Origin of the sequence: Halorutilus salinus, from assembly GCF_026242195.1 — an archaeon.
Taxonomy (GTDB): Archaea; Halobacteriota; Halobacteria; order Halobacteriales; family Halorutilaceae; genus Halorutilus; species Halorutilus salinus.
Genome location: NZ_RKLV01000016.1, coordinates 1 through 26,253 on the forward strand (window position 1 = coordinate 1; position 26,253 = coordinate 26,253).

Sequence of the window (26,253 nt, forward strand, 5' to 3'; positions counted from 1 at the left end):
CATGTGTTCAGTCTACAACATCAAACGAGCTGTTACACACCCGAATTAACTCATGTATGGCGATTCACCAGAGCCTATGACTTATACCTGTCACCAAAACTTAGTGGCGGCAGGAACATTCTACCGTGTGATACAGAGCGACAGATTCGGGGATGCGGTAGCTGTCTCGGAGACGCTCGTCCGTCTGGTTGAGACCGTAACAGCCTACATACTCGTAGGACTGTTCGCCGTAGGTGTCTTCGATCTGGGTCTGGTGATACTCGAACTGACCCTGTCGGGCAGAATAACCGAGGCGAGCGAGGTGGTGGATCTGATAGACACGGCGTTGCTCCTTCTCATAATCGTTGAGATATACCAGACGCTTGTCGCATACATACAGAAGAACGAACCAAAGCTGGTCGTGAGAACGGTGATATACGCGGGCGTGATAGCGATGGTGAGGAAGATAATAGTCTTCCAGACAGGGGACTACGCGTCAGCGACCGACGCGCTCGTAGTCGCATCCTCGTACACTCTGATACTCGTAGGTCTCGGTGCCCTCCTGTTCGTCAACTACAGGGTTTCGTGGGAGAAGGAGGAGACGACGGGGACGGAGAACGGCGGCGGGGATACGGGCTGACGATGGCGAAGCTTCAGCATGTCGAACTCTTAAGTATCACCCATGTTTAAACGGCTTCATGGGTACAGACGACGAACAGGACGTGAGCGTGGAGGTAGAGGAGGACGACGGCGTGACCGTCGTGGAGGAGGCGCGCGAACTTGAGCGCCGTCTCAAGAGGGTGTTCGGACGCACCGCACTGACGACACGCGTTGAGGACGAAGGCGAGAGTGTGGTCGTCAACGGCGACGGCTGGCAGTTTACCGCACGCGGCGATGAGGTCGTTTTCAAGCCCGCCGGGACGCCGTACAGGAACGTACGGAACGTCGCCGACCTCGAAGCAGTCAGGAAGGAGGACGGCGGCGTCACCTTCGTCTTCGGTGACGAGGAGTTCGTCCTGGGTAAAGGGGTGGAGCACCGACGGTGACCGACGTAGAGGTCGAGGAGGCGGATCTTTCGGAGGGCGAGGACGGAGAGGACGGCGGACGGAGACGTATACTTGGCGCATTCGCCGACTTCGTCACGGAGGTGATCCGTATCCTGTTCTCGGAGGTGGTGGGGTACAGGCTTTCGCGCGCACGTCGACGCCTCCGTATACTCGGTATACTCGCTCTGGCGTTCTTCGTCTTCGGCTTGCTCGCCTCTGCGGTCTGGTTGCTCGTCGGCGTCGTCTTCCTCGTCGAACGTTTTCCCTCCACCGCCGACCCGCTCGTCTTCGCGGCGGGCGGCGTCGTCGGCTACCTCGTCGCAGTCGTCGCGGGTCTCGTCTACACGGGGTAGAACGTTGGCTATATGCGGCACGCCGCCGTTTCGTAGCCATGGACGAACGCGTAGAGGAGCACGCACGTATACTCGTCGAATGGTGTACGGATATCGAAGACGGCGACGACGTTGTTGTAAGCGCCAGCCCTGAGGCGCACGAACTCGTCGTTGCTCTGCACGGTGAGATAGGCGAACGCGGCGGCAACCCGCTGACGCTCTACTCGTCGGACGAGGCTTCGCGCGCCTACATGAAGGCGCATGACGGGGAGTTCAGCTTACCCGAACAGTCGCTTGGGATGTACGAGGAGGCGGACGCCGTGATAGGGATACGTTCGGATCCCAACCTGTCGGCGATGTCGGACGTTGACGGCGACAAGCTCGCCGAAAGGTCGCGCGTCACCAAGCCGATACAGGAGGAGCGGCTTTCGACGCAGTGGTGTCTCACACAGCATCCGACGAACGCACACGCGCAGGAGGCGGGTATGTCGCTCGACGAGTACCGCGACTTCGTATACGGAGCGATACTACGTGACTGGGAGGAGGTCGAGGAGTATCAGGAAGAGCTACGCCAACGTCTCGAAGACGCGACCGAGGTACGTGTCGTCGCCGACGAGACGGACGTGACGATGTCCGTCGACGGTATGCATGCGGTCAACTCCGCGGGACGGCACAACATGCCGAGCGGTGAGGTGTTTACAGCGCCCGTTCCGGACTCCGTCGAGGGAAGCGTACATTTTGACAAGCCTCTCATACACCGCGGGCGCGAGATGGAGGGCGTCCGTCTCACCTTCGAGGAAGGTGTCGTCGTTGGGTCGTCGGCGGAGCGCAACGGGGACGCGCTCGACGACCTTCTCGACACAGACGAGGGTGCACGCCGTCTCGGCGAACTCGGTATAGGTACCAACCGCGGCATAGACACGTTCACCAAGAACATGCTTTTCGACGAGAAGATGGGCGAGACGGTACATATGGCTCTCGGACGCGCGTACGACGAGAACGTAGGCGAGGCGCGCGAATCCAACGACTCGGCGGTGCATGTCGACATGATTCTGGACACGAGCGAAGGTCGCGTCGAGTTCGACGGCGAGGTCGTGCAGGAGAACGGCGAGTTCGTGTGGGAGTAGTCAGAACCGTGCCCGGAGGAAGTTGAGGAGTTCGCGGTTCGTGTACTCCGGGTTCTCTGAGTTCGACGAATGTCCCGCTTCGGGCACAACGGACAGACGCACGTCGGGTAGCGCCTCGACCGTCTCACGCGCCCTTTCGACGGGGATGGACACGTCCTCCTCACCGTGTAGCGCGAGGACAGGTACATCTATCTCGTCCATACGGTCGAGGATGTCGTCGCGGTGAAGCCAAGAACGTACCTCGTTGACGACGGCGCGCGGCGGGTAGGACATCCACCGGCGCGTCCAGTTCTCGACGAGTTCGGGACGGTCGTCGCGCGTCGTTTCGCCGAACAGTACCTGCGCCGTCGTCCGCGCGAGGGGTTCGGGTACGGCGTCACTTCCTTCGAGAGTCGAGACCATTGTCTCGTACGTCTGTCTCTGCGCCTCCGTATGCGTACCCGCCATAGAGTCGATGAGGACGACACCGTCGACGCGTTCGGGATAACGGAGTGCGAGACGGAGGGCGACGAAGCCGCCCATCGACATGCCGACGTAGACGCATGACTCTATACCGGCGTTGTCGAGAAGGGCGACGGCGTCACCGACGAGGTCTTCGAGGTCGTACGCCGGCGCGTGGTACTCCGTCCGCGCCCGCAGGTCGTAAGCGACCGTCCGGTAGCCGCCCGCATCGGCGAGCGCCTCCGCCTGCGCGTCGAACATCGTGCGATCCATCAGCGTTCCGTGGGCGAAGACGACCGCGGGCGCGTCCTCGTCTCCGCGTTCGTCGTACAGGCTCGACCGCGTCGCGTAGCCGCGGCGGGCTGTATCTGTGTCACTCATGGTCGTACAGGTTGATTTCGTCTGTGTTTACCTGAAACGGTGGATAGAAGTTGGAGAATCCATCACTTGACCCCAAATCAAGAGAATTAATCAACCATTCGAAGAATTCGTCATAGTATTGATTCGTCACCGTCAGATATCCGATGGTGGTGAATATTGTCTCAGTCCCGGTTAGTTCTCGGCTCTTTGAACCGGACTTGATTTCTGTACCGTCCATAACCGACCAGTAGTATAGTAAGGACTGATGGACAGACCTTTTGTTGTTGCCCAGAACCTTCTTCAGTTCGACTATAAATATATAATTATTCCCATTCCTATCTTCTGTAACTGCGATTAGGTCAGGATTCTCCTGTACCTTCGCGGGGGCTTCATCTTCGTCGCGCTCTCGAACCTGAACAGAGGGTTCGTGAAACCACGTCAACTCGTCATAGTCGTTTAGGAAACGTTCCTCCAAGGTCTTCTTAGCCGGTTCAACCATCTCGCTTTCGTCGATATGTAAAAGATTACGCCGCCTACGACGTTCTTTGCGTTGTTCTTCCTGCATCTCTCGTATGTGTTCCAAGGTATCTTCGCCGACATTGATTTTCACCATATGCTATCCGAAAGCACGCGCTAATAAATAGTTTGGCACGTTTCAGGATATTCGAAAGATAGGACTGGAACCTACTCGTACTCCTCGCGTAGCTCTTCCGCCGCCTGCGACATGTTTTCGAGCTTCCCGAACGCAACGTCGCGCGGAAGAAGCTTTACGCCGCAGTCGGGGTTGACCCAGACCTGTTCGGGGTCGACGAACCCGAACGCACGCTCTATATTGCTCTTTATTTCGCCAACGGCTTCGACCTCGCGGTCGTGTATATCGACACAGCCGAAGCCGATCTCCTTGTCGAAGTCGTGCTCGGCGAACTCCTCGACGTGTGCGAAGTCTTGGTTGACGAACTCAAGCGAGAACTGGTCGACAGGGATGTCGAGCATACGCGGGTAGATAGCGCCGTAGTCGCCGTAACAGACGTGCATTATCTGGCGCTCGATGTTGTCGTGCTCCTCCTTTGTCACGCCGTCGACGACCCTTTGGGTCGCCTCGACGACGAGATCGATATCCTCCGGACGTGTCGAGAGCGCGGGTTCGTCTATCTGTATGTACTTCGCCCCCGCGTCCGCGAGACGGCGGATCTCGTCGTTGACTATATCGGCGAGACGCATTATGAGTTCGCGCTTGTCGCCGTAGACCTCGTCGAACGACCAGTCGTATAGCGTGTACGGACCCGTGATAGGAACCTTGACGCCGTGTCCTTCGCTCACGGCACGGCGCGTGAACTCGAACTCATCGACGAGCATCGGTTCGGGGTCGCCGAGTTCGTCGACGACGCTCGGCTTCTCGAAGTAGTTGTTGCCCCAGACGCGTACGGGTCCGTTAAAGTCGTATCCTGGTATACGGTGTGCGAAGTACTCGACCATCTCTTCCCTGCGCATCTCACCGTCGCCGAGTATGTCGATCCCCGCGCGTTCGTGCTCGTCGGCGACGACACGGACGGCGTCGTCCATCGCCTCTTGGAGACGTTCGTCGCTAAACTCACCCTCCTCGTTGAGGTTGCGCACCCTGTTGAGCCACTTTGGCTTGGGATGGCTTCCGATTATAGTCGTGGGGAACAGCTTTTGGTGTACGTCGGTCATCACGCACTCACCTCCTCGGTGGCTTCGCCGAGTCTCTGAACCTTCTCCTTCATAACCGTCCACGGAAGGAAGTCGAGACCGCACGACGGCGAGACGTACGTCGTCTCGGGTTCGGCGCGTTCGAGGACCGCTTCGACGGTCCCGGCGAGTTCGTCGACGGATTCGAGACGTGTGTTACGCGCGTTCATACATCCGACCGCGAGCGCGCCGTCCGCGCCGTACTCCTCGACGGCTTTGAGGTTACCCTCGCCCGAAACGAGGTCGATACCCACGCCATCGGCGATGTCTAAGAGCCGCGGGTACGCGTCGGCTATCTCGCCGAAGTACGTCGTGACGATCACGTCGGCGTCAACGCCTTCGACCGACCGTTCGATGGTCTCGATTCCGTCGTCGACATCGACGCCATCGTCGTTGACGCCCGTAAGCGAAGGCTCGTCCAACTGTACCGTCTCAGCGCCAGCGTCGGCGAGAGCACGGAGTTCCTCGTTGACAACGTCGGCGAACGCACCGCGGTACTCGTCGCGCGAACCGTAATGCTTGTTCTTCGAGAGACGCGCGAGCGAGTAAGCCCCCGCCATGACGGGCTTGACCTCGTTCGATGCTACACCAACGGAGTCGTCGTACTGTCCGACGGTGATCCCACCCGAACCCGTGAGTTCACCGACGACCTGCGGCTGTCTGTAGAAACGGTTGTTGTCGTAGAAACGTTTTATGCCGCCCATCTCAACGCCGCCGAGACGCGTCGCGGGGAAAGCGATTATGTCGTCCCACGATAGCTGTCCCTCGGTGACGAGGTCGATACCCGCCGACTCCTGTATCTCTATGACATCGCTACGTCCTCTGTGGAACAGATCCTCAACCTTCTCCTCCGCCTCAGGTCCCATATCCTGTTTCTGGTATCCCTGTACCTCCTTCAACGCCTCTATGAGGTAGTCGGGGCGCGGGAAGTATCCCGCGGTTGTCGAAGCTACGTCTGTCATCTCCCCGACGTATTACGCGGGGGCATAAACACCTTTCTTTCTATTACACGGGGACATAGACCGTTTTCCGACCACCGATGGCTTCATTACCGTCGAACGCGGACGTGTCATAACATGAGGGGGGCGCTTCGACGGCTGGGTGGCTGGAGACGCGTCGGTAGCGATAGCGACGATGAGCCCCCGGATACCGTTGTACGTGAGATACGGAACGCCGTGAAGGCGTACGAAAATGTCCACGAAGGGACGCCGCATAGACAGGCTTTCGATGTCGAGTACGGCGACCGTATCTACAGGGCGAGGGTCAGCAGGGACGGCGGGACGCATTACTACCGCGCCCCGAACGTCTCGACGGTACGTAGAACGGCGGTCGGTGTCCGAAGGGTCGCGGGCGACGTAACCGCGTCGGTCGAACGTCTACGCGACGACCCGACGGCGCTTACGGCGACAACAACCGTCTTCTCCGCCTTCGTCTTTCTACTCGTCGTCGGTCTCGTGGGCGCTATGGGCTTCGGCGCTGTCGGCTCTTCGGACGGTAACGTTTCGAACGTGACCGGTGTTGAATACAGTCCGTTCAACGCGTCGGGCGACGTTCTCGACGACAGCTTCGACTTCAACGAGGTCAGGGCGGAGCGCCTCGTCATGGAGGAGACGAACGAGGTCAGACGTGCGCACGGAGTGGAGGCGGTAGAAAACGTCGGTGCGCTCTCGGAGTCGGCGACAGTACACGCAGGGAACATGGCACAGAACGAGTACGTGGGTCATATCACACCCGCGGGCGAGGATGTGGGCGACAGGTACGGCGGCGCGTGCGACTCATCGCGGTACAACACGCGCGAGTACACCGAGAACGCCGCCGCCGTCGCTTTCGACGAACCCCTTGACCGGTGGAACGGTACACGGCTTCAAAACGAGAACGAGGTCGCTGGTTTCGTCGTCGAGGCGTGGATGCGCTCGCCCGACCACCGCGACAACCTGCTTGAGTCCGACCGCGAGGGTATAGGAATCGGTGTACAGCTACGTGACGGAAAGCTGTTCGTCGTTCAGGCTCTCTGCGGCTCGGCGTCGGATTAGAGACGTACTTCGACGCCCGCGTCTGCGAGGACGTTTTTAGCCTCCTCGACAGTGTACTCGTCAAAATGAAATATAGACGCGGCGAGCCCGGCGTTCGCCTCCGTCTCGCCGAAGACCTCGACCATATGCGCCGGAGAACCCGCGCCGCCCGAAGCGATGACGGGTATCGAGACGTTCCCGCTCACGGCACGCGTCAGAGGCAGGTCGTAGCCTTCCTTTGTTCCGTCACCGCTCATGCTCGTGAGAAGAATTTCGCCCGCGCCGCGCTCCTCAACCTCCTGCGCCCAAGAGACGGCGTCGACGCCCGTGGGTTCGCGCCCGCCGTAGATGACGCATTCGAACCAGCACTTCGTCCCCTCCTCGTCCTCGAAGTAATGGTCGCCCGACGAGTCGTAGTTGCGCCGTGCGTCGATTGCGACTACGACGCACTGGGAGCCGAAACGTCGCGCGGCGCGGTCGATGAGTTCGGGGTTCTGGAGCGCCGCGGTGTTCATGCTCGTCTTGTCCGCGCCCGCACGGAGCGTCTCACGTATGTCGTCGCACGACGAGATACCGCCGCCGACGGTAAGGGGTATGAAGACCTCGTCGGCGGTTCGTCGCACCACGTCGAGCATAGTTTCGCGCCCCTCCGACGACGCAGTGATGTCGAGGAAGACGAGTTCGTCAGCGCCCTGCTCGTTGTACTTCTTTGCGAGTTCGACTGGGTCGCCCGCGTAACGGAGTTCCTCGAACTGTTCGCCCTTTACAACGTCTGCGTTTCCTTCATCGTCGAGCGTAACGTCGAGGCATGGAATGACGCGTTTTGCGAGCATCGTTTTTCTTCGTCTGCGAAGACGCGGTGACACCGTAAAAGGTTCGCGTTACCGTCCGGTGCCGACCGCGTACCTCGGTTCCCGCCCCGACGAACCCCGCCGTCAGTACACGTCGAAGACCTGTGCCTCGTGGTACCTCTCCCACAGAAGCACCGCCGGCGGTAGTGCGACCACCGACATGATGAACGAGTAGACGACGCTAAGAGCCATCAGGAGACCGAAGTCACCGAGAACCGGCGTGATGGCGAGCGCGAGCGCACCGGTTCCTAACGAAGTGGTTAGCATGCTTCCGAGTAGTGCGCCGCCCGTACCCGAAAGCGTAATCACCATCGCCTCGTGTGCGTCCGCGCCCGCGTTGAACTCATCGATAAACCTGTGCGTCGTATGCACCGAGTACGCGATCCCAAGCCCGATCGATATGGAGAGGATCGTGGCTGTGAGGGCGTTGAGCGCCATCCCCAGATACCTCATCGTACCGAGGAGGTACGCGATCGCTATCAGTATAGGGAAGACGTTTACGACGCCGAGCATCGGCTTGCGTTCGAGAGCCGTGTAGGCGATTATGAGGAACAGGGCGGTTAGGGCGACTGCGATAATCAGACCCTGTATAGCCGAGTCGAAGATAATACCCGTTACGGCGTCGAAGACGACTATCTGACCCGTCGCTGTTGTCTGGAGACGGAACTCCTCGGCGAACTCACGCGTGTCCGACGCGGCGTCCGCCTGCGAAGCGTCGGAGTCGATAGCGTACCGTATCTGTGCGCTCCGGAGGTCAGGGCTAAGATACTGCTGTGCCGTACCTCCCGCGGACGAAGACATGACCGCGTCGTAGATACGCGGCAGGTTACGGTCGGGGATACCGTCGTTGTCTATGTCGTTGCGGTCGACGAGACGCGCGAACTCAGGGTCGCTTTCGGCGTGCGACCGTATCACCGTAACTATACTCTGGGGCTCTGCCGTACCCCCGTCACCCACCGCGAGAGCCCCCGGCGCGTTGTCGTTCGGATCGGTGAGCGAGTCGAGAGCATGCCCCTGTCTGAAGTTCCCTTCGACGTACAACTTGACCGACTGATCCTGATTGGTCGAGAAACGATCCTCCAGCAGGTTGATCGTCTCCGTAACCGTGTACTCGCTCGGCGCGAACGGTTCGGGTAGCGATGTCACGTAGTCGGGCTGGTTCGCCGGGGGTAGGAAGTCCTCAGTCTCGAACGATGTATTGACGCCGCTTCCGTACAGACCAGCCATACCGCACGTTACGAGCAGAACAAGGACGAAAGCAACGGGTGCGTAACGGCTGACGCGTGCGGGGAAGGCTAAAAGACGACCGAGTGCGGATCCCTCGGAGGCTATGGGCTTCGAGTTGAACTCGGGGAAGTTTAACGAGTCACGTAGCCTGTCCACCTCCAGCTTCAACGACGGTAGGAAGAGACCGAATATGAGGAAGGTGAAGATGATACCGATCGCCGATGCGATACCCATGTTACGTATAGGCGTAAGATCCGAGATCACGTTCGCACCGAAGCCGAAGACGCTCGTAACGGTGACGATGACGAAGGCGACCATGAGCTGGTTGTTTGCTTCACGCATCGCCTCGACCGCCTCGTAGCCCTGTACCGCCTCCTCACGGTACCGGTTTATGATATGTATACCGAAGTCGACACCGACCGCGAGCAGGAGGACGGGTACGGATATCATCTGCTGGTTGAACGGTATCCCCGAAAAGCCGAGGAAGCCGAACGTCCATATGACCGTCATTATCAACGAGAGAAGACCGAGCGTGAGGTCGATAGGGTCACGGTACGCGACGACGAGGAACAGGAGTAACAGCACGACGACGACGGGCATTACTATCAGAAGCGAGTCACCTATGACGCTCGCCGTCTCTGCGCTGGTCACGCCCGACCCGAACGCACGTATACCGCCCGGCTGGTCGGAGGCTATCGCCAGCACCTCCGTCTGTATATCCTGAAGGTCGGAGTCGGTGAACTGCGGCGGAACGTCGTGCGTAACCACCGTAATCGAAGCCGACGCGGAGACGCTCGTCGGGTTGAAGTCGTTCGATACAGTCCCCCTGAAGCCGGGGCTGTCCCCTAACTCACGCACCGCCCGTCTGACACGGGTTGCGCTCGCAGACCTGACGGTGTTCAACTGCTCCGTCGCAGTCGTCGCCGAAGGGTCGATCGTCTGCGCAACCAAGGTGGCGGGACCGCTCGCGCCAGCCATCCTGATCGAGTCACGTCCGTCTGCCTCCTTGAGCACCCTCAGGTTTCTGACGAGCGAACCCTTGGTCAGTACGTTGCTACCCGACTGTATCAGCTGTGTCGACTCGTCCTCGGAGGCGAAAGAAGGCTCGAACTCCTCGTTTATAGCGTCGAGAGCCTCCTGCTCCGGAAGCCCTTCGGTAAACGAGTCGGTCGCCTCCGTGTCGGTGCTCACAAGCCCCATACCGGCTACGAACACCAACGTAAAGACGAGGAAGACGGCTATGACCTTCCTCGGGCTGTCGACAACGGCGTTGTTGAGGCGTTTGGTCGCATCGTCGATGTACTCAGCGACCGACATCGGCTACTTTCGCCTCCGGTACACGACGAGACCCCCTGTTCCGAAGAGCATGAGGGCTACGACGATGACGGGGAGCGGAAGCCCTCCGGCTTCGGCTTCGGTCACGTCGATGGGAAGGCGGTAGGTATCCGAAAGATGGCTGTCACCGTCGGTGTCGTCGTACCGGACATCGACGGAGATGGGGTACGTGCTGTCCGGTGTCGCGGACGCCGTCGACGTAAGATCGAAGGTCAGATCAGCCGTCTCGCCGGGTTCGAGCGACTGCACATACCCCGTGTCGGTATCGCCCGTGTCGAGAGGGTCGTCCGCAAACAGACGCGCCTCAACATCGTCCGCCGTCTCGTTGAGGTTGTTCGTCAGTGAGATATCGACCGTACGCGAACCTCCTGCGCTTATGGTTCGGTTGACAATCTCGACACCGAACCTGTCCCTTTCGGGCGCAACCTCAGCCTGAACGTCGAGCTTGTCGTAGCTTTGGAGTTCCTTGTCGCTATCCCTGTAACGGACGGAGAAACCGACCGACTTCTGACCGTCCTTGGCTTCGGTGCTCACCGAGATAGGCAGGCTGAACGACGATGACTCTCCGACATCCACTGAGCCTACAGCCGTCGTCTCCTCTATAGGCGTAACCGTCTGCGAGCTGTCGGCGTACCGGACAACGACGCTGTCGGCGGGCTGAGGACCCGTGTTCTCGATCTCGCCGTGTATACTCCCTTCCTCACCGACACGGAGCGACGAGGTTATATTGAAGAAGCTGAAGCTCTGTTCGTCGCCCACCGACATCGTTGTGGTGGCGACGGGCGACTCGTGTGTGACGCCGCCCGTGGACTCGTACTTCACCGTCGCGTCGACGGGGTACGAGGCTGGTGTAACGTCGGAGTCAGCACCAGCAGTAACTGAGACATCTGTAGCTTCGCCCGGAGAGAGCGAGTCGGATACGCTCACCGTCTTGGCTGGCTGTCCCGTCCCTAGGTCGCCAAAGAAGACACCCGTCTCGTCGGCGGTCAGCGTTACACGTGGATTACGCGCCGTCTCCACACCCGTGTTTCTGACACGCAGGACGTAGCTACCGCTGTCGCCCGCTATGACGTTCGACTCCACGGCTTCGACGGAGAAACGCGCGTCGTCCTCGACTATGAGCGTGATATACTTCGTCTTCTCAGTCGAGAAGTCGCTGTACCGTGTACCTCCGCCTCCAGTCCTTTCTGCGAGGCGTGTGTAGTCGTAGCTAACCGCTATAGGCACACGGTAGCTACCCGCTTCGAGGCTGTCGCTAACGTCGAACGTGAACTCCACGGGGTCGATACCGCCTGTCGGAACGGAGCTTGCGACGATAGAGCCTGAGTTTAGCTCCATACCGTCGGGAAGGCTTCCCTGATCAGCCTCGAAGACGGCGTTACGCGCCGTCGTTACGCGCGCTTCAAGATCGCTTGGTCCCGCGCGTGTGATATCGCCGCTGTTCGCCACCTGCACCGTAACCGTCTGTGACGTACCCGTCTGTATACGGTTGTCGGGCGTAGAAAGCTCTATATCGGGGCTTCCGACAACCTGCGGCGTGCCGTCGGAGGCACCCTGTGCGGAGGCGACAGCCGGAACCGTAACCGCGGCTACCACCAGTAAGGCAACTGTTGCTATACGGTAGTCTATAACTGAGCTGTTTCTCATTACGGTTGGAGTAAGCAAGACGACGCGTATAAGACTGTTGATTAAACATTCAATCAACAAGCCTTATAAACTTCGTAACCTGATTATACCGTGGGCACAAAGAGGACAAAGATGACAGAGCAGGAGCCGTATCTCATAGATATACTGTTCGACGGCGACGGGGGAACTCGTGAGGAGATACTCGCGGCGACTTTCAAGGCGCTACACGAACACGGCTACTCGGAGCTTACCGTAGACGACATAGGCGACGAGTTCGAAAAGAGCCAGTCGCTGATATACCACCATTACGACAGCAAGGACGAGGTTCTCCTCGATCTGCTTGAGCTTATGATAGAGCATTTCGAGAGCCACAAGCCCGGCACCTACGTCTCGGATCCGCGGGATCGAATAAAGACGTTCGTCGAGATGTCCGTGGGTCTTGAGAGCATGGACAGGACAGCCGCAGGAACCTTTACGGAGCTACGTGCGCAGGCTATCCACGACGACGACTACAGGGAGCAGTTCGTCAAGTACGACGAGGTGATTCAGGAGGCGCTCGCCGACGACATACGGAAAGGTATCGAAGCAGGTGCGTTCCGGGATGTCGATGCCGAAAGGATGGCTACGTGGCTCTACACCGTCACCGTGGGCACGACGTTCCGTTCCGTAACCGCCGGCGACTCGTGGATTGATATGAACGAGGAGGAGGTAAACTCGCATCTCGAAAACGTGCTGTACAGGTGATGTCTACACCGGGTGACCTTTCTCCGAAGACGGGCGTGACGAAAGACGGCTACGTGGTACGGGCTACGAAAGGACGGACTCAATCGGCTCGTCCTTGGTGGTGTTCCACCAGAAGCCTACGAAGCCGAACACCGTAAAGACCGTCGCGATTACGGCTTGTACGTTGTTTCCCTGATACAGATGGAAGGGTAGAAGAATACCGAACAGTACACCCGCGCCTAACAGGAGCCATCTGTCTTCCATACCCGATGTAGACGGGATGTCCGTGTAAGCCTTTGGGCGGACGTCTACCTACACGCCGGAGAACGAAGGTAGAACCGTCTATATCAGAGAAGACCCGCGCGCTGAAGAAGCATGAAGTCGTCGGTGTCGAGCGTCTCGCCCTCCTTGAACTTCTCGTAGACCTCGCGCGCCTCTTCCTTCGCCTCCTCCTTCTTCTCCTCGCGCTCCGTCTGGCGATCCGACTTCTCCTGCTTGTCGAGCTTGCGCAGACGTTTCTGAACCGTCACGAAGTTCTCGTGCATCTCGTCGGCTGACTCCTGCACCTCAACGAACTCCTCGTGAACCTCGTCCGCCTCGTCGCGTACCTCGTCCGCCTTACGGTACGCCTCTATCATCTTGTCGTGGTGCTCCTGCGCCTTGTCGGCGAACTCGATCACCTTGTCGTGGTACTCGCTCGCCTTGTCGCGCGCCTCCTTCGCGTCCTCCGTAAGCTCCTGCACCTCGTCGTTGTCTTCGAGCTTGTCCTTGCGCTCGTTGTACTTCTCCCTCAGCTCCTCGATCTCTTCGATTATCTCTTTCTCCTCGTCCGGCTCCAGAACCTCCGTCTGCTGTTTGAACTCAAGGTCCTCGATCTCGTCTTCGAGTTCGTCGAGCGACTCGCCCTCCTGAAGCTTTAGCTCCTTCTTACGCTCGTCGACCTTGTCGAAAAGCTCGTTCGCCTTCTCGTTCAGCTCGTCGCGTTTGTCCTTCAGCTCCTGTACCTTCTCGTTCAGCTCGTCGCGTTTCTCGCGGTGCTTCTGCGCAACGTCGACGACCTCACGCGTCTTGTCGTTTAGGTCGTTGCGTTTCGTAGCCTTCTCGCTCGCGAGCGAGTTTAGCTCGTTGCGCTTGTCGCGGAGCTTGCCCGCGAGTTCGATAAGGCTGTCCTTGTTTCTGTTTTCAACTTCCTCTTCGTCAACTTCGAGTTCGCCGGGTATCTGTGTGGCTGTCTCTGTCATTCTATCACTCTTTTCTTTTCGAATATCGGCTCTAACTGCCGAAAGTCCCTACGGTCGACGCTCACATCGGCGGCATCACGTACAACGGGCTTGGGGTCGAATCCGACCGCAAACGAACCGACACGCATCATAGGCACGTCGTTGGAGCCGTCGCCCACGACGAGTATCTCGTCGGCGTCGTAGCCTTCGTCGCGCGCGAGACGACGCAGAACCTCGCCCTTGTCGTCGTCGACGAGTTCGCCCTCGACCTCCCCTGTAAGTACGCCGTCGCGCGATACGAGACGGTTCGCACGGACGTGCTCGGCACCGATCGCCTCCGCAACCGGCTCCACAGCGGGGTAGAAGCCGCCTGAGAAGACGGCTATATCGGGCTTGAGACGGCGCGCGACCTCGACGGCGTTCGGCGTCGTCGGTATGGAGCGCAGGGCGTCGCGCGCATCCTCGACGGTCAGACCTTCGAGATGTGCGACACGTCTACGCAGAGACTCGCCGAAATCGAGTTCGCCGCGCATCGCCTCCTCGGTGACGCGCTCTACCTCGGTTTCGACACCCGCTTTGCGCGCAAGCGCCACTATGCCCTCTCCGTCCACGAGCGTTGAGTCGAGGTCGAATACGATCAGTTCGTAGTTCCCGTTGTTCATTAACTATGCCGCCGCTTGTACGCGTTTCCGCTTCGTTCGGTGGTTAGAGGTTGATCTGTTTAAAAGTTTCGTATCCGGGTACCCGTGAAAACAGTTGACAAGGTACCCGCTACCGACCTAAGCCGAGCCTCTCCGGAAGTAGGGTTCGTAGACCCGCGACCACCGGGCATACGGATAGGTCAAGAGGGAACCCCGGTACCGTACCGTCGATGCGGTGCATGGCGACAGCTGTTTACGCCGAGGGGTTCTATACGGCGACATGAACGACGACGAGACGCGCGTCATGAGCCGGGCGCTGACACGCGGCGCGACGATGCTCGACGAGGCGTGCGACGGCTGTGGAAACCCACTGTTCAGGTATCAGGGCGACGTCTTCTGCGCCGTCTGTCAGGAGAGAAGCGGAGGAGCGGAGGAGGGTGAAGACCAAGACGGTACGTCGGGTGAGTCTGAGGGCGAAGAGGTCGATGGTGTCGGCGAGGGTGAGGTACAGGCGTCGGCGGGGGACGCGACGAGGGCGCGCGACGAGAACGGGACGGACGAACCCGACGGTGTCGATGAGAGCCTACGGAGGCTTGCGCGTAGACTCGCCGACGACGCCGTCGAAAACGCCGACGATCCCGAAGCTGTCGAGCGACGTCTCGATGCGCTCGAAAGGACTCTCGATCTCCTTCGGTGACGACCTTGGTTCGTCCCTACCCATCGGCTTCGGACGGCGTATCACCGTCGGTTTTGCCGCGTCGGAGATCCCAGTAGAGCGCAGTGAGGAAGACGGCGACGAAGAAGACGACGGCGAAGTAGGTGGAGCGCGAGTAGTACGCGCCGTCCGTCAGGAGCATACCGACCTCATCCATGAAGACTCCCATTCCGAGACCGTAAAGGACGGCGACGAGACGTTTCGAGTAGTCGTCGCGGAAGACGGCTATCCAGCCGATGACGGCGAGAGTCACGAAGCCGTAGAAGTAGTGGTGGATATGGAAAGCCCCGAACTCCAACTGCTGGATCGGTAGACCGAGGAAGCTTCCCGAAGATGTCTCCTCACCGACGAGTTCGGCTGTGACTACGACCGCACGTGCGCCCACGAAGCCGACGGCGAACGATACGAAGACGACGAAACGCAGACCCACCTGATGCGCGGAGACGGCTTCGTGGCGAACCGAACCGACGAAGCCTTTGGTGAAGAGGTAGAACGCCGCGGCTACGGTCGAGACGAGGAAGCCGTAGAGCGCGACGAGGAAACGCGGCGAGACACGTAGGTCGTCGGCGAGCGAAAGTGCCGCCTCGACCGTGGGGTACGGCACTGACGCAACAACGTCTTCGGGTGTGAAGACGGCGATGACGGCGAGCGAAAGACCCGCGGAAAATCCGACGAACGCAACCGTCTTGTACACGACGGCGACGGCGCGTTGGGAGAAGCCGAGGTAGTCCTCAAGCGCCTCGTGTATCTTCATCCTTCACCCCCTTCGTAGCCGGAGCCGACGACCTCACGTATACGCCCCGCGGTCTTTTCGCCGACGCCTTCGGCGTTCCGTAACGCGTCCTCATCGGCGGTCATAACGTCCTCGACTGAGCCGAACTCGTCGAGAAGCGCGCGTGCCGTCACGGGTCCTACATCAGCGATACTCGAAACGACGTACTCCTGCTGTTCGGTGAGCGTTGCGCTCGACTTCTCGCCGTGAACGCGCACCTCGCGGTCGCTTTCCTCCTGCTCACGACGCGCGACGACGCCGAGCGTCTCCGCCGTTTCGTCCTCGTCGGCGGTGAAAAGAACCGGGACGCCGTAGTCGACGACGACCGACGCGAGAGCACCGCGTACGGCGTTCTTGTGCACACCCGTCGAGTAAAGCGCCTCGCGTTCGCCTTCGAGAACGAGGAGGGGGCGTGAGTACGACGACGAAAGGTCGCCGGTCTGTTCGAACAAAGACCTTCCGCCCGTGAGCGTATCGACGAAGTCCTGTACCGACTTACGTTCGACGGCGACGCGGTCGCTAAGGACGTAGTCGCCCACATCGAGGGTTTCGAGTTCGACATCGATATCCGATGTATCGAGTTCACGTACGACGTTCGACTTGGTTTCGCGCTGGTCGGCGACGACGGTGACGGCGTCGTCGGTTTCGTCCGCCTCTCCGTTCTCCGTTTCGGCACCCTCTCCGTCGGCGTCGAACTCGCCGAGCGCTCTCTGTGATTCGTCCAACTCGTCGTTTATCTCGTCCTCGACGCCCTTTAGCTCGTTTATTTCGCGTTCCATACGGTCTTCCTTCCTGCGAGCAGACCAGAAGTACGCCTCGTCGCGCGTGTCCTCGGCGATAAGTACGACGACGCGTCCCGCGCGCTCGCGTCCGGTGCGCCCCCTGCGCTGTATCGCGCGTATCTCAGACGGCACGGGTTCGTAGAAGACGACGAGGTCGACCTCAGGTATGTCGAGACCTTCCTCAGCGACCGAGGTGGCGACGAGGACGTTCTCCTCACCCTCGCGGAACGAACCGAGAACCTCCTGCTGTTGTTTCTGCGTCAGACCGGGGTCGCCTTCCTTGTTCGCCTGTCCGACGAAACGTACGGGACGTGCGTCGCCCGCGTCGAGGAAATCGACAAGCGTGCTTGCGGTGTCGCGGTACTCCGTAAAGACGATGACGCGGGCGTCTTCGCCCGACGACAGTTCGTCGAAGACGAGCGAACGCAGAACGTCCATCTTGGGGTGTACGCCGTCGTACTCCTCGGCTATCTCACGCGCCTCCTGCACCTTCGACTCGCCCATGAGACGTTTGACCGCCTTGCTACCTCCCGACGAACGCGCCTCGTTCTCCAGCTTCTCGAAGTACGAGACGAGCGTCTCGACGCCCTGTGTCTCGACTATTTCTACGGCGTGTCTCAGCTTCATCACCTCGGCGTGTACGGACATCGCGGTGTAACCCGCCGACTCACCGGCGTCCATCATCTCCTGTATATCGCCGCGTGCGCTCAGAAGCTTCTTCATCGATACGTCGGCGCGCGCCTTGTCGACCGCACCCAGACGTTTGAGACGGTTCATACGGTCGCGGACGACCTCGTTCAGAAGGTCGCGCGCCTCCAGAACGTCTTCGGGTACCTCGACCTCGCGCCAGTCGACCTCCGTCTCGTGTGTGTACTCGGCGAGCGAGGGGTCGTCCTCGGTCAGTATCTCGACGTTGGAGACGCCTATGTTGTCGCAGACCTCTAAAATCTCGTCCTTGTCCGAACCCGGCGAGGCGGTCATGCCGGTCACGAGCGGGTCGTCCGCTTCCGCGACGTACTTGTCGGCGATATAGTTGTAGGCGTAGTCACCCGTCGCGCGGTGGCATTCGTCGAAGGTGAGATGCGTCACGTCGTCGAGATCGATACGTCCCGCGATCAGGTCGTTCTCGACGACCTGCGGCGTCGCAATCACGACCTTCGCTCCTTCCCATTCGTCGGCGCGGTCGTCGGGACGCACGTCGCCCGTGAAGACACGTATCTCGTCGTCGGGCACGTCGAGAGCCTCACGGTAGAAGGAGGCGTGCTGTTCGACCAGAGGCTTCGTCGGCGCGAGGAACAGCGACCTGCCGCCCTCGCGGTTGAGACGCGCCGCTGTTACGAGCAGAGCGACCGTCGTCTTTCCCGCACCCGTCGGAAGGACGACGAGCGACGGTTCGGCGAGCGCGGCGCTCGAAAGCTGAAGCTGGTACATACGGTGTTCGACGACCCCGCCCTCAAGCAGTTCGTGGTCTATGTACCCGCCGCCGGCGCTCGTCTCTGTCTCGGACATCGTTTGGTTCCGGTACGTCCCGACGCCGGATAACTGTTTGTCCGTCGCGTCTTAGACGAGGAAGATATATCCCGCAACCGCGGCTACGACGAGAACGAGTAGGACGGCTACGTAAGCACCGTAGTCACGGACGAAGTCGGCGGCTAACTGCGCCGTGTCGCCCTCCTGTCTATGACGCTCGCGTCTGTACTTCGCCTCCTTGTCGGCGAACTTCGACGCGATCCCCTCGTCGTCGTCCTTCGCACCCTCGGATGCGAGCCTGTACGTCTTTTCGAGAAGCGCGAGATCGGGTTCCTCGTCGGCGCGTATATACGTCTCGTGTACCACGTAGTCGTTTGAGGCGAGCGCGTCGGCGTGCTTGGAGAACGGAAAGCCGCTAAACTTGGTGTTGAGGAAACGTATGTAGTCGAATGTGTTCTTCTCGCCGTCGGTGGATATCTTGACGTTACCGAGACGAGCGCCGGTAAAGTCTACGGCGACGGGGTCGTACGGCGCTATCTCGAACGAGCCTTTGTTGACGCGCGCGTTTGAGAAGTCAAGGACGGCGTTCGTCTCGGACTCGACGACCATGTTGAGGTCGCGTTTGAACCACGCGTCGGAGAAGTCACCGTCACCGCCGAACTCGACGTTTAGGAACGTAACCCAGTCCTGGAACGAGGCGTCGTGGAAGGTCGCGCCGTCGAGGAACTCGACGCCACGGAACGTCGCGTTGTCGGAGAAGTCGGTGCCGTCGAAGACGGCGCGCCTTTCGAAGTCGGCGTACTGGAACTTCGCCTCCCCCCTGAACGACGTGCTGGAGAAGTCGGCGTCGGAGTCGAAGACGGTGCTCGTGAAGTTCACGGCGTCGAACGTAACCCCGCTCGCGCGTACCTTACCTCCAAAACGCGCGTCCTGAAACGTCGTCTGGACGCCTGTAAAGGTTGAGTAACGCAGGTCTACGTCACCCTCGAAGACGGCTTCGGAGAGTTCGGCTATCTGTGCGAAGGACACGCGTTTGAAAGAGACGTCGCCCTCGAACGTGGTACCGCTCAGGTTTACGTTGTTCTCGAAACCGCATTCGCGGAACGATGTGTCGCCCTCGAAGACGGCGTTAGGCGCGCTGAACGACCGGAGTTCGGAGCAGTCGAGCGTGAGCGACGCGCCGATGACGGAGTTCGTAAGGTCGAGCTTACCGTTGAAGCTGACGTGTTGGAGGTCGACAACGTCGACGTCTTGGTTCTCCGCCACCGTCTGGTCGGTAACCACGGTTTGGGGGAATGTCGCGCCGACGAAACGCGCCTCCTCGTCCGACCCCGCGTCTTCGAGCGTCCGCATGAAGGCGTCACGTACGTCCGACCCCGTAACACCGAGTAGCTCGCGGCGTTCGGGTTCGAGATGGAAGATACAGTACTCGGTGTCGACATGTGTGGGGTGGGGACATTCCCACGTTGAGTCGACGGCTGAGTCCGAACGGTGTTCGTCGTCCCACTCGTCGGGGCTGAAGACGTACTCGCAGGTATCTGTCATGCTGATGAACCGATTTGACCTTCGTACGAGTTATACCTTTGGCTCGTCAAGCCGTGTCTCAGACGAGCGCAACAGCCGTCATGAGAACACCCGAGTAGAGAGGTATAGTGACGTTGTCGTCTACGACGTACCCCTTGACCTCCATACCGGGTTCGACGGGTTCGATCGGCTTGTCGCCCGCGACGCGGAACTTGACTCCGTCGGCGAAGGTCGCGCCTATACCGCCCGCCACCGCCTGCGCGTACGACAGTTCGATCGGCGGGAACTCGTTTCCAAGAGGTGCGTCGACGGGCGATACGGCGTTGAGGGCATCGGGAAGGAGAGCGCCCGTACCGAGGATAACCACCGACGAAGCCACGAACATGGCGACGAGTATAGAGACGGGCTTTACGCGTAACAGCTCGTTAGGGCTGATCAGCCCCACGACGGGGTCGGCGAACGACAGCACGAAGACGGCGGCGACGGCTATCGGGGGTTCGAAAAGTATGACGGCGAGAAACATACCCGAGATGGCGTACGCGTAGCCCGCGGGGCTTTCCTGTTCGTAGTCGCGGTAGAGAGGGTCGAGAAGTGAGTTTCCGAGTACGAGCCTGTCGAACTCAAGAAGGACGATCACGGCGAAGCCGACGCCCGTCAGTATCTGTACCTCGTTCCACTGAAGAAGGCCGATCACGTACGCGAGACCGACTACGCTCGAAACCGAATGTACGCCACGCCGCGCTATGCTCTCCTCCTCCGACATACGGTCGCCGAGCGTCTCAACGAGGCTCATACCCCCTCCACGACGGAGCGCACCTCTTCGGCTACCTCGTTCTTGTCGACACGTCTCTGTTCTGTCGTATCCCTGTCTCTTAACGTCACCGTACCGTCCTCTTTCGTGTCGTAGTCCACCGTAACCGCTAAAGGGGTTCCGATTTCGTCGTGGCGACGGTAACGGCGTCCCATAGAACCCGAGTCGTCGTACTTGACACGCAGACCCGCGTCACGGAGGGCGTCACGTACCTCGCGTGCGTGTTCGTCCAGACCGTCCTTGGAGACGAGGGGGAAGACAGCGGCGTCGAACGGCGCGACGCCGGGCGGTAGACGTAGGACGGTGCGCTCCTCGTCCTCAACAGTGTCCGTACCGTACGAGTGCTCGATAACGGAGTAGACGATACGGTCAAGACCGTACGACGGCTCGATAACCTGCGGCATGACGTTTTCTCCCGTCTCGCGCACCTCACGGCGTTCGAAGCCCGCGGCTTCCACAGGGACTGTATAACCTTCGCCGTCGACGGTAACGTTCACCTCGTCGCCGCCGAACGCCCCGGGTTCGTCACGCGCCTTCTCGCGCAGTGCGTCGGCTATACGGCTTGCGGCACCGCCGTATTCGGGACCCAGTACGCTCATGTCGGGGTCGGCGACAGTCTCCTCGCGCACCACGGCTTCGTCGTACTCCTCGAAGACACCCATCTCCTCCCCCGAATGCTCGGCGTGCTTCCGTAGGTCGTAGTCGGCGCGGTCTGCGACGCCGTTTACCTCTATCCATCCGTAGGTCGTGAGAGTCTCGCCGTCCCAGCAGTCGGAGGCGTAGTGTGCGCGTTCGTCGGGGAGATGCTGACGGAAACGTAGCTTCGCGGGGTCGATACCGATGGACTCGTACCACTCCTGCGACCGTCCGACGAAGTAAGCGATCGTCGGGCTGTCTATAACGCCGTCCTCGACGGCGTCGCCAACGGTCGTAACGAACGGCTCGCCGTCTTCGTCCTCCTGTTCGTCAACGGGATAAAGACGTACCTCAACGTCCTCGACGGGCGCGATATCTATCTCATCGTCGGGCTTCTTGAAGTACTCAAGCTCCGCCTGACTGAACTCACGTAGACGGACGATACCCTGACGCGGGTTTATCTCGTTCCTGTACGCGCGTCCGACCTGCGTAACCCCGAAAGGCAACGAACCGCGGTAGTAGCGCTTCAGGCGCTGGAAGTCGACGAAGATCCCCTGTGCCGTCTCAGGACGTAGGTAGCCGGGGCGCGCGCTTCCGGGTCCTATGTTGGTCTCGAACATAAGGTTGAACTCCTCCACGCGCGCGTCGTCGAGCGTCTCACCGCACGACGGGCATGCGACGCCCTCCTCTGCGAGTATCTCACCGAGACGCTCCTTCGGCATACCGTCGGCATTCTCAACCTCCGTATGATCCTCGACGAGATGGTCGGCGCGGAAGAACGTGCCGCAGTCGGTGCACGACGCGAGTACGTCGGCGAATCCGTCGGCGTGACCGCTCGCCTCGTAGACATCCTCGGTGCCGACGGTCGTCGTCTCTATCTCCTCGTACCCGTGGCGCACGACGTACATCTCGCGCCACGAGTCGACGACCTCGTTCTTCAACGACGTTCCGAGAGGCCCGTAGTCCCAGAAGCCGGAAGCACCGCCGTATATCTCAAAGCTCGGGTACAGGTAGCCGCGCCGTTTGGCGAGTTCGACTACCTCCTGTCTATCGGGTGTCTCTGACATGGCTTCGGTTTTGGAAGGATCGCGTATTAGGCTACCGTTTTAACCGACGGTCACAGAACGGCTCGGAGTAGATCCTTGTCGCGTACCATCCCGACGAGTTCGTCACCGCGTTTTACGGGAAGATGCTGAACCTCGTTCTCCGTCATCGTTTCAGCCGCATCGGTTACGTCGGTGCTACGTACGACGGTCACGACGTCGTCAGCCATGAACCCGGAGACAGCTTCGTCAGGGAACGTGACGCGCGTAACCGGCATCAACTGCGTGCTCGTCGCCTTGATCCCCTCCCACATCCAGTCGTCGTCCTGGTTCGCCACCCCCTCGCCGAGTTCCTCCGACGACTCATCGACATCCGCGACACGTACACAGTCCGTCTCTGTCACGATGCCAACCATCTCGGCGTTCTCGTCGAGTACACACGCGGCGCTTTCGTCGGCGAGCGTCAACGTCTCGACGGCTACGCCGACGGGGGTTTCGTCCCAGAGGGTAAGAACGCGCCCGTCGACGTAACCGCCTATGTCGTCGCCGTCTTCGAGTCCGGCTATATGCTCGACGATGTCGGTGAGCGTCACGATGCCTACGACCTCGTCGCCCTCGACGACGGGCGTACGGCGCTCGTCGTTTTCGAGCATAATACGCGCGACCTCCTGAACCGACGCGTCGGGGGCTACCGTCGGTACCTCGCGCATCAGCATCGCTAACTGGTTCTCGCCCGCGTCGCGCAGAAGCTCCTCGCGCGAGATGAGACCGCGGTAACGTCCGTCCTTGGTCACGGGGATCGAGCTTATTTCGCCCTCGCGGAGTACCTCGATAACGTCCTCGCGCGTTCCCGGAAGCGATGCCGTAACGACATCGCTCGTCATAATATCCGCGACGTTCACGGTCATTCTTCGTCTTCCACCATACGAACCGTCAGGACGGGCGTCTCGGACGACCGCACGACCTTCTCTGTCACGCTACCGAGTAGGAGACGGTCGAGACCCGTCTTTCCGTGCGTCCCCATGACGATCAGGTCGACGTCGTTATCGTCGGCGTACCCAAGGATAACCTTGTGCGGCACGCCTTGGTCGACCGAGGTTTGGGTCTCTACGTCCGAGTCACGTAGCCTCGCGGCTATCTCATCCGTCGACTGCTCCCCTTCCTCCTCAAGCGCCGCGGTGATAGACTCCCAGTTGGAGTCGGCAGGGAGGGTCGAGTACGCGCTCGTGTTGACGACGTACAGAACGTGCGCCGTCGCACCGTACTTATCGGCGAGGCTCAGGGCGTGTTCGACAGCGCGGTCTACGCCCTTGCTACCGTCCGTAGGAACGAGTATATCATCGTACATGCTACCACCGTGTTCCTCCAGCGTCTTAACTTATTCGTCGGTACGGCGTCCGGCGATACCGGAATTCTTAAGGACGCGACCGAGGTAGGAAAGTACAGCGGGATGGGATAGCCAGGAGATTCCGCCGGGCTCATAACCCGGAGACCGGTGGTTCAAATCCACCTCCCGCTACTTCTCAAACGAAGTGAGAGAATAGCGGAGCAGGGATTTGAACTAAGGAACGAAGCGTAGCGGAGTGACCAAAATTCAAATCCACCTCCCGCTATGCACTGTTTCTCTCTGCACCCAAGGAGGCATGCTTGTGCATGCCTCAGTATATCTGAACCGATGGTATCGGTTCATCGGTGTGCTCGCAAACCGTTCTGGTTGCGGCATTCCACGAAGCTCCGCTTCGTGAGTACGCGTGAGCCATGCGAAGCATGGCTCTAATTCATCGATGGAATTTGCCATCGCGCGGAGGGATTTGAACTTCGGTCGTTCCGCTACGCTCCACTCACTGTTCAAATCCTACCTTCCGGTTCACTCCTCGCTTCGCTCGTCGTTGCACGGGCGCGGAGGGATTTGAACCCTCGACCGTCGGATTAGAAGTCCGATGCTCTCTCCGGACTGAGCTACGCGCCCTCAACCGCTTTTCGCCCCGTCGCGTCAAATATCTTGTTACCTCGGTTCAACACCGTATTGTATGAGCGTACCGTAGGTGGAGTATGGCACAGAAAGAACTCATCGACAGACTCGTCGTCGAAGAGTACCGCGACTTTGCACAAGACCCTCTCGGATACACCGCCGACAGGGACGACTGCGTCGAAAGGCTCGTCAACGACGGCGCGATGGAGTCCGGAGCCGAGGAGGCGTGGGAGGGGTTTGAGAAACGGTACCTCGTACACGACGGGGGCGGACTCACCCTCTCGGCGCACGGGGTGGACAGGGCGGAGGCGCTTGGTGAGACGGTATACCTCGACGAGTCGGTGCGGACTGGGATAATCGACGCCGTCGGGAGCCACGAAACCGGCGTCACGTTAAGCTCGGTCGCGGACGAAACCGGCGTGGAGGAAAAGAAGCTACTTCACAACCTCTGGATACTACGGAGACGTGGCGTCGTAGAGACACGGACTGACGTATCGGGCGACGGACGCTCCGTCGTTCTTAACGAGCCTTGAGCAAGACCACACAAACCGTGGCACAGAGCGGTTGCACGCGGTAAGACGGCAAGGAGGATCTCGGAAGGCTTCAGGCTCCGGCGATAAAAGACACAGCGTCATTCCTACCACCGTGTGAGGTTCTCACAAGCCATTTAATCCGGGCACTCGTAGCCTTACCTGTGACAGACAAAGAGGTGGATGAGGAAGAAGCGGTATCGAAGGCAGAGGAACTCGTTGAGAAGCACAAGGGGGTTTCGGCGCAGGACTACGAGCTCTCCGGCGTGATGGACTACACCAAGTTCGGCAAGTGGCGTATGATATTTGATGTCGACGGCGAAGGTTCAGCTGTGAAGGTCGATATAGATAGATCCGGGAACCTGACGGAGTCTAACAACCTCAAGTAGAGGTAACGGCTGTCGCCCTTCCGGCGTCACCGTTAGTAGGGGTCGGTGTACCCCCTCAGACATACACCGTAGTATGCCCGGTTCGTACAGCTTCAACCAACCCGTGGTCTCGTTCGTTATCGGGGGTCGACCTATATAGGCTTTGGCAACAGGTTACGGAGGATCCTCGCGGGTTGAACCGACGGTAAGATACAGCTACCCCACCCTGTCGGCTTCCCACAGGTAGTTCTCAACGGATAGTGCACACCCACCGAAGCCTCTAAGCCGACAGCCCTCCGTATGTTGTCCTGATGCTCCGTCTTCTCATCTTCCCCGTCGTGCCCGAAGCACTCACCGGGATCGAGAACCGCCGGTATATCAAAACTATACACGAAGAGAACCTTGACCGTCTCAGAAACGGCGAACCCGTCTATCTGCCTGACGCCGGAGAAGCCGAGGAAAGTCTATCGGGTCGCACTCAGGAGTATCACGGGTACACGAAGGAGGAGATACGGAAACGCGGGGAGAAGTTAACAACGACAGACTCAGGGGCGGAGCTTTACCGCCTGCGCGAGGAAGTCCGGCGGGACGTTGAAGACCTTACAGAGAGAACCTCGGCGAAGATTAAACGCCAGAACAGGAGGGTCTACATCGCCACCTTCGTTATCGGTGTCCTCGTCTTCGGACCTCTTATTAGCTTTATCTCCCTCATTCTGTAGCGGATCGGACTAAGTCGCGCGGGCTTTTTACATATATACTTCTCTACTCAATAAACTTTTCTACCAACCCCGTCTGACACCGTGCAGGTCGGATAGACCCCGGTGTAGTGGCGTCAGGGACTGACAAGTAATCGAAGCTACACCCGGTTGTCCATCAGAGCTTCGGATCAAGTTAGCCTCGTGTGGATATGTCTAAAGAAGGGGCGTAACAGCCTACGCGGGAGCCATACGAGGAACTCAACGACCGGTGTCGCCCTTCCCCACCGGTGTGGCTCTGCGAA

Annotated in this window: 27 protein-coding genes and 2 tRNA genes; 11 read left to right on the plus strand and 18 right to left on the minus strand. The window is 59.7% G+C overall.

Features of this window, described 5'->3' with window-relative positions; translation table 11 throughout:
* Window positions 1-103: 103 nt before the first annotated feature.
* Genes EGH25_RS11625 through EGH25_RS11640 form a run of 4 tightly spaced genes read left to right on the plus strand, consistent with a single transcriptional unit; the run spans window position 104 to window position 2,484 of the window.
* Window positions 104-619, plus strand: coding sequence for a phosphate-starvation-inducible PsiE family protein (locus EGH25_RS11625; protein ID WP_266088776.1), 516 nt, complete (start codon window positions 104-106; stop codon window positions 617-619).
* A gap of 58 nt (window positions 620-677) precedes the next feature.
* Window positions 678-1,025: a hypothetical protein gene (locus EGH25_RS11630; RefSeq protein ID WP_266088777.1), complete on the plus strand. Its 348-nt coding sequence runs from the start codon at window positions 678-680 to the stop codon at window positions 1,023-1,025.
* Window positions 1,022-1,378: a hypothetical protein gene (locus EGH25_RS11635; RefSeq protein ID WP_266088778.1), complete on the plus strand. Its 357-nt coding sequence runs from the start codon at window positions 1,022-1,024 to the stop codon at window positions 1,376-1,378. Before EGH25_RS11630 ends, EGH25_RS11635 begins: the two co-directional genes overlap by 4 nt.
* Before the next feature lie 38 nt (window positions 1,379-1,416).
* Window positions 1,417-2,484: an aminopeptidase gene (locus EGH25_RS11640; protein ID WP_266088780.1), complete on the plus strand. Its 1,068-nt coding sequence runs from the start codon at window positions 1,417-1,419 to the stop codon at window positions 2,482-2,484.
* Here EGH25_RS11640 and EGH25_RS11645 read toward each other — a convergent pair whose 3' ends face one another.
* The 4 genes from EGH25_RS11645 to EGH25_RS11660 form a co-directional block, all read right to left on the minus strand.
* Window positions 2,485-3,306, minus strand: a complete 822-nt coding sequence (locus tag EGH25_RS11645; RefSeq protein WP_266088782.1) for an alpha/beta fold hydrolase — start codon at window positions 3,304-3,306, stop codon at window positions 2,485-2,487. It abuts the gene before it with no gap.
* On the minus strand, window positions 3,299-3,898 hold the full coding sequence (locus tag EGH25_RS11650; protein WP_266088784.1) for a hypothetical protein: 600 nt from the start codon (window positions 3,896-3,898) through the stop codon (window positions 3,299-3,301). The genes EGH25_RS11645 and EGH25_RS11650 overlap by 8 nt, the downstream gene beginning before the upstream one ends.
* A gap of 71 nt (window positions 3,899-3,969) precedes the next feature.
* Window positions 3,970-4,977 carry a methionine synthase gene (locus tag EGH25_RS11655; protein ID WP_266088786.1) on the minus strand — a complete coding sequence of 336 codons (1,008 nt, stop codon included), beginning with the start codon at window positions 4,975-4,977 and terminating at the stop codon, window positions 3,970-3,972.
* On the minus strand, window positions 4,977-5,957 hold the full coding sequence (locus EGH25_RS11660) for a hypothetical protein (protein ID WP_266088788.1): 981 nt from the start codon (window positions 5,955-5,957) through the stop codon (window positions 4,977-4,979). Before EGH25_RS11660 ends, EGH25_RS11655 begins: the two co-directional genes overlap by 1 nt.
* 114 nt (window positions 5,958-6,071) lie before the next feature.
* Between EGH25_RS11660 and EGH25_RS11665 the strand changes: the two genes are divergently transcribed.
* Window positions 6,072-7,028: a CAP domain-containing protein gene (locus EGH25_RS11665; protein WP_266088790.1), complete on the plus strand. Its 957-nt coding sequence runs from the start codon at window positions 6,072-6,074 to the stop codon at window positions 7,026-7,028.
* On the opposite strand, the gene hisF is transcribed toward EGH25_RS11665, so the two are convergent.
* From hisF to EGH25_RS11680, 3 genes are all read right to left on the minus strand, one after another.
* Window positions 7,025-7,840 carry an imidazole glycerol phosphate synthase subunit HisF gene (gene hisF / locus EGH25_RS11670; RefSeq protein WP_266088792.1) on the minus strand — a complete coding sequence of 272 codons (816 nt, stop codon included), beginning with the start codon at window positions 7,838-7,840 and terminating at the stop codon, window positions 7,025-7,027. The genes EGH25_RS11665 and hisF overlap by 4 nt on opposite strands.
* 102 nt (window positions 7,841-7,942) lie before the next feature.
* Window positions 7,943-10,402 (minus strand): efflux RND transporter permease subunit, encoded by a 2,460-nt coding sequence (locus tag EGH25_RS11675; RefSeq protein WP_266088794.1) that lies wholly within the window; start codon window positions 10,400-10,402, stop codon window positions 7,943-7,945.
* Between the two features lie 3 nt (window positions 10,403-10,405).
* A complete protein-coding gene (locus tag EGH25_RS11680; RefSeq protein WP_266088796.1) occupies window positions 10,406-12,067 on the minus strand; it encodes a COG1361 S-layer family protein in 1,662 nt (553 codons plus the stop codon).
* Between the two features lie 111 nt (window positions 12,068-12,178).
* Between EGH25_RS11680 and EGH25_RS11685 the strand changes: the two genes are divergently transcribed.
* Entirely contained in the window at window positions 12,179-12,790 is a 612-nt protein-coding gene (locus EGH25_RS11685) for a TetR/AcrR family transcriptional regulator (protein ID WP_266088798.1), read from the plus strand.
* 63 nt (window positions 12,791-12,853) lie between these two features.
* Here the strand turns inward: EGH25_RS11685 and EGH25_RS11690 are convergent, their stop codons facing one another.
* The 3 genes from EGH25_RS11690 to serB all read right to left on the minus strand — a co-directional run bounded on the left by EGH25_RS11690 (window position 12,854) and on the right by serB (window position 14,651).
* Entirely contained in the window at window positions 12,854-13,033 is a 180-nt protein-coding gene (locus tag EGH25_RS11690; RefSeq protein ID WP_266088801.1) for a hypothetical protein, read from the minus strand.
* 83 nt (window positions 13,034-13,116) lie between these two features.
* Window positions 13,117-14,010, minus strand: coding sequence for a coiled-coil protein (locus EGH25_RS11695; RefSeq protein WP_266088803.1), 894 nt, complete (start codon window positions 14,008-14,010; stop codon window positions 13,117-13,119).
* Window positions 14,007-14,651, minus strand: coding sequence for a phosphoserine phosphatase SerB (gene serB, locus EGH25_RS11700; protein ID WP_266088805.1), 645 nt, complete (start codon window positions 14,649-14,651; stop codon window positions 14,007-14,009). Before serB ends, EGH25_RS11695 begins: the two co-directional genes overlap by 4 nt.
* A gap of 259 nt (window positions 14,652-14,910) precedes the next feature.
* Between serB and EGH25_RS11705 the strand changes: the two genes are divergently transcribed.
* Window positions 14,911-15,327 carry an Sjogren's syndrome/scleroderma autoantigen 1 family protein gene (locus tag EGH25_RS11705; RefSeq protein ID WP_266088807.1) on the plus strand — a complete coding sequence of 139 codons (417 nt, stop codon included), beginning with the start codon at window positions 14,911-14,913 and terminating at the stop codon, window positions 15,325-15,327.
* Between the two features lie 16 nt (window positions 15,328-15,343).
* Here the strand turns inward: EGH25_RS11705 and EGH25_RS11710 are convergent, their stop codons facing one another.
* Genes EGH25_RS11710 through EGH25_RS11740 form a run of 7 tightly spaced genes read right to left on the minus strand, consistent with a single transcriptional unit; the run spans window position 15,344 to window position 23,731 of the window.
* The gene (locus EGH25_RS11710) at window positions 15,344-16,099 is read right to left on the minus strand and encodes a hypothetical protein (protein ID WP_266088809.1); all 756 of its coding nucleotides are present in this window, start codon (window positions 16,097-16,099) and stop codon (window positions 15,344-15,346) included.
* Window positions 16,096-18,408: a DEAD/DEAH box helicase gene (locus tag EGH25_RS11715; protein ID WP_266088811.1), complete on the minus strand. Its 2,313-nt coding sequence runs from the start codon at window positions 18,406-18,408 to the stop codon at window positions 16,096-16,098. The genes EGH25_RS11710 and EGH25_RS11715 overlap by 4 nt, the downstream gene beginning before the upstream one ends.
* 51 nt (window positions 18,409-18,459) lie before the next feature.
* Window positions 18,460-19,914 carry a pentapeptide repeat-containing protein gene (locus tag EGH25_RS11720; RefSeq protein WP_266088813.1) on the minus strand — a complete coding sequence of 485 codons (1,455 nt, stop codon included), beginning with the start codon at window positions 19,912-19,914 and terminating at the stop codon, window positions 18,460-18,462.
* A gap of 58 nt (window positions 19,915-19,972) precedes the next feature.
* Entirely contained in the window at window positions 19,973-20,686 is a 714-nt protein-coding gene (locus EGH25_RS11725; protein ID WP_266088815.1) for a hypothetical protein, read from the minus strand.
* The gene (glyS, locus tag EGH25_RS11730; RefSeq protein WP_266088817.1) at window positions 20,683-22,407 is read right to left on the minus strand and encodes a glycine--tRNA ligase; all 1,725 of its coding nucleotides are present in this window, start codon (window positions 22,405-22,407) and stop codon (window positions 20,683-20,685) included. Before glyS ends, EGH25_RS11725 begins: the two co-directional genes overlap by 4 nt.
* 50 nt (window positions 22,408-22,457) lie before the next feature.
* Window positions 22,458-23,291 carry a CBS domain-containing protein gene (locus tag EGH25_RS11735; RefSeq protein WP_266088819.1) on the minus strand — a complete coding sequence of 278 codons (834 nt, stop codon included), beginning with the start codon at window positions 23,289-23,291 and terminating at the stop codon, window positions 22,458-22,460.
* A complete protein-coding gene (locus tag EGH25_RS11740) occupies window positions 23,288-23,731 on the minus strand; it encodes a universal stress protein (protein ID WP_266088821.1) in 444 nt (147 codons plus the stop codon). Before EGH25_RS11740 ends, EGH25_RS11735 begins: the two co-directional genes overlap by 4 nt.
* Before the next feature lie 96 nt (window positions 23,732-23,827).
* Between EGH25_RS11740 and EGH25_RS11745 the strand changes: the two genes are divergently transcribed.
* A tRNA-Met gene (locus tag EGH25_RS11745) sits at window positions 23,828-23,902 on the plus strand.
* 375 nt (window positions 23,903-24,277) lie between these two features.
* Here the strand turns inward: EGH25_RS11745 and EGH25_RS11750 are convergent.
* Window positions 24,278-24,352, minus strand: a tRNA-Arg gene (locus tag EGH25_RS11750).
* Window positions 24,353-24,435: 83 nt separating this feature from the next.
* On the opposite strand from EGH25_RS11750, the gene EGH25_RS11755 reads away from it, so the two are divergent.
* From EGH25_RS11755 to EGH25_RS11765, 3 genes are all read left to right on the plus strand, one after another.
* Window positions 24,436-24,888 (plus strand): hypothetical protein, encoded by a 453-nt coding sequence (locus EGH25_RS11755; RefSeq protein ID WP_266088823.1) that lies wholly within the window; start codon window positions 24,436-24,438, stop codon window positions 24,886-24,888.
* A 161-nt stretch (window positions 24,889-25,049) separates the two neighbouring features.
* On the plus strand, window positions 25,050-25,274 hold the full coding sequence (locus tag EGH25_RS11760) for a hypothetical protein (RefSeq protein WP_266088825.1): 225 nt from the start codon (window positions 25,050-25,052) through the stop codon (window positions 25,272-25,274).
* Between the two features lie 290 nt (window positions 25,275-25,564).
* The gene (locus tag EGH25_RS11765; protein ID WP_266088827.1) at window positions 25,565-25,972 is read left to right on the plus strand and encodes a hypothetical protein; all 408 of its coding nucleotides are present in this window, start codon (window positions 25,565-25,567) and stop codon (window positions 25,970-25,972) included.
* Window positions 25,973-26,253 lie beyond the last annotated feature (281 nt).

What these genes read in the sequence shown, in the direction of transcription:
- EGH25_RS11690 (WP_266088801.1), bottom strand. Translation starts at nt 13,033, where the DNA reads ATGGAAGACAGATGGCTCCTGTTAGGCGCGGGTGTACTGTTCGGTATT.
- EGH25_RS11705 (WP_266088807.1), top strand. Translation starts at nt 14,911, where the DNA reads ATGAACGACGACGAGACGCGCGTCATGAGCCGGGCGCTGACACGCGGC.
- EGH25_RS11715 (WP_266088811.1), bottom strand. Translation starts at nt 18,408, where the DNA reads ATGTCCGAGACAGAGACGAGCGCCGGCGGCGGGTACATAGACCACGAA.
- EGH25_RS11630 (WP_266088777.1), top strand. Translation starts at nt 678, where the DNA reads ATGGGTACAGACGACGAACAGGACGTGAGCGTGGAGGTAGAGGAGGAC.
- EGH25_RS11725 (WP_266088815.1), bottom strand. Translation starts at nt 20,686, where the DNA reads ATGAGCCTCGTTGAGACGCTCGGCGACCGTATGTCGGAGGAGGAGAGC.
- EGH25_RS11680 (WP_266088796.1), bottom strand. Translation starts at nt 12,067, where the DNA reads ATGAGAAACAGCTCAGTTATAGACTACCGTATAGCAACAGTTGCCTTA.
- EGH25_RS11710 (WP_266088809.1), bottom strand. Translation starts at nt 16,099, where the DNA reads ATGAAGATACACGAGGCGCTTGAGGACTACCTCGGCTTCTCCCAACGC.
- glyS (WP_266088817.1), bottom strand. Translation starts at nt 22,407, where the DNA reads ATGTCAGAGACACCCGATAGACAGGAGGTAGTCGAACTCGCCAAACGG.
- EGH25_RS11640 (WP_266088780.1), top strand. Translation starts at nt 1,417, where the DNA reads ATGGACGAACGCGTAGAGGAGCACGCACGTATACTCGTCGAATGGTGT.
- EGH25_RS11740 (WP_266088821.1), bottom strand. Translation starts at nt 23,731, where the DNA reads ATGTACGATGATATACTCGTTCCTACGGACGGTAGCAAGGGCGTAGAC.
- EGH25_RS11720 (WP_266088813.1), bottom strand. Translation starts at nt 19,914, where the DNA reads ATGACAGATACCTGCGAGTACGTCTTCAGCCCCGACGAGTGGGACGAC.
- EGH25_RS11645 (WP_266088782.1), bottom strand. Translation starts at nt 3,306, where the DNA reads ATGAGTGACACAGATACAGCCCGCCGCGGCTACGCGACGCGGTCGAGC.
- hisF (WP_266088792.1), bottom strand. Translation starts at nt 7,840, where the DNA reads ATGCTCGCAAAACGCGTCATTCCATGCCTCGACGTTACGCTCGACGAT.
- EGH25_RS11660 (WP_266088788.1), bottom strand. Translation starts at nt 5,957, where the DNA reads ATGACAGACGTAGCTTCGACAACCGCGGGATACTTCCCGCGCCCCGAC.
- EGH25_RS11665 (WP_266088790.1), top strand. Translation starts at nt 6,072, where the DNA reads ATGAGGGGGGCGCTTCGACGGCTGGGTGGCTGGAGACGCGTCGGTAGC.
- serB (WP_266088805.1), bottom strand. Translation starts at nt 14,651, where the DNA reads ATGAACAACGGGAACTACGAACTGATCGTATTCGACCTCGACTCAACG.
- EGH25_RS11695 (WP_266088803.1), bottom strand. Translation starts at nt 14,010, where the DNA reads ATGACAGAGACAGCCACACAGATACCCGGCGAACTCGAAGTTGACGAA.
- EGH25_RS11655 (WP_266088786.1), bottom strand. Translation starts at nt 4,977, where the DNA reads ATGACCGACGTACACCAAAAGCTGTTCCCCACGACTATAATCGGAAGC.
- EGH25_RS11650 (WP_266088784.1), bottom strand. Translation starts at nt 3,898, where the DNA reads ATGGTGAAAATCAATGTCGGCGAAGATACCTTGGAACACATACGAGAG.
- EGH25_RS11755 (WP_266088823.1), top strand. Translation starts at nt 24,436, where the DNA reads ATGGCACAGAAAGAACTCATCGACAGACTCGTCGTCGAAGAGTACCGC.
- EGH25_RS11675 (WP_266088794.1), bottom strand. Translation starts at nt 10,402, where the DNA reads ATGTCGGTCGCTGAGTACATCGACGATGCGACCAAACGCCTCAACAAC.
- EGH25_RS11765 (WP_266088827.1), top strand. Translation starts at nt 25,565, where the DNA reads ATGCTCCGTCTTCTCATCTTCCCCGTCGTGCCCGAAGCACTCACCGGG.
- EGH25_RS11685 (WP_266088798.1), top strand. Translation starts at nt 12,179, where the DNA reads ATGACAGAGCAGGAGCCGTATCTCATAGATATACTGTTCGACGGCGAC.
- EGH25_RS11735 (WP_266088819.1), bottom strand. Translation starts at nt 23,291, where the DNA reads ATGACCGTGAACGTCGCGGATATTATGACGAGCGATGTCGTTACGGCA.